The following is a 365-nucleotide window of genomic DNA, read 5'->3' as shown; positions in this document are numbered from 1 at the left end:
GCGTCCCATCTTCACGAGGAGCCGGGCCATGTCCGCTTATCTGATTTCCCTGGGGGCCGGCATCCTGATCGGTGTCGTCTATGCGCTCTTCAAGGTGCGCTCACCGGCACCACCGGGCATTGCCCTCATCGGCCTCTTGGGCATGGTGCTGGCCGAGCGCCTGGTCAACGGCCTGGGGCCCCTGCTGGGCCACTGATCCCGGAGTACGCATGAAACCTTACCTGATCTCCCTCCTGATGGGCCTGCTGGCCGGCCTGATCTACGCGGCCCTGCACGTGCAGTCACCGGCACCGCCCATCATCGCCCTGCTCGGCTTGCTGGGCATGCTCATCGGCGAACAGCTGGTGCCCATCGTGCGCCGCAAG

At 66.0% G+C, this 365-nt stretch carries 2 protein-coding genes; both read left to right on the top strand.

The genetic code is table 11. From position 1 onward, the window contains the following. The first annotated feature begins 28 nt into the window (after nucleotides 1-28). The gene (locus tag B3873_RS10200) at nucleotides 29-196 is read left to right on the top strand and encodes a DUF1427 family protein (protein ID WP_083859654.1); all 168 of its coding nucleotides are present in this window, start codon (nucleotides 29-31) and stop codon (nucleotides 194-196) included. A gap of 13 nt (nucleotides 197-209) precedes the next feature. Next, nucleotides 210-365 (top strand): DUF1427 family protein (locus B3873_RS10195; RefSeq protein WP_286865796.1); only part of this gene is annotated, 156 nt, incomplete at its 3' end.

The organism is Herbaspirillum sp. UBA812 (assembly GCF_002296545.1).
Classification (GTDB): Bacteria; Pseudomonadota; Gammaproteobacteria; order Burkholderiales; family Burkholderiaceae_D; genus Herbaspirillum; species Herbaspirillum huttiense.
This window is presented reverse-complemented; position numbering and strand designations above follow the sequence as displayed.

Coding starts and splice junctions, on each gene's coding strand:
- B3873_RS10200 (WP_083859654.1), top strand. CDS start 29: ATGTCCGCTTATCTGATTTCCCTGGGGGCCGGCATCCTGATCGGTGTC.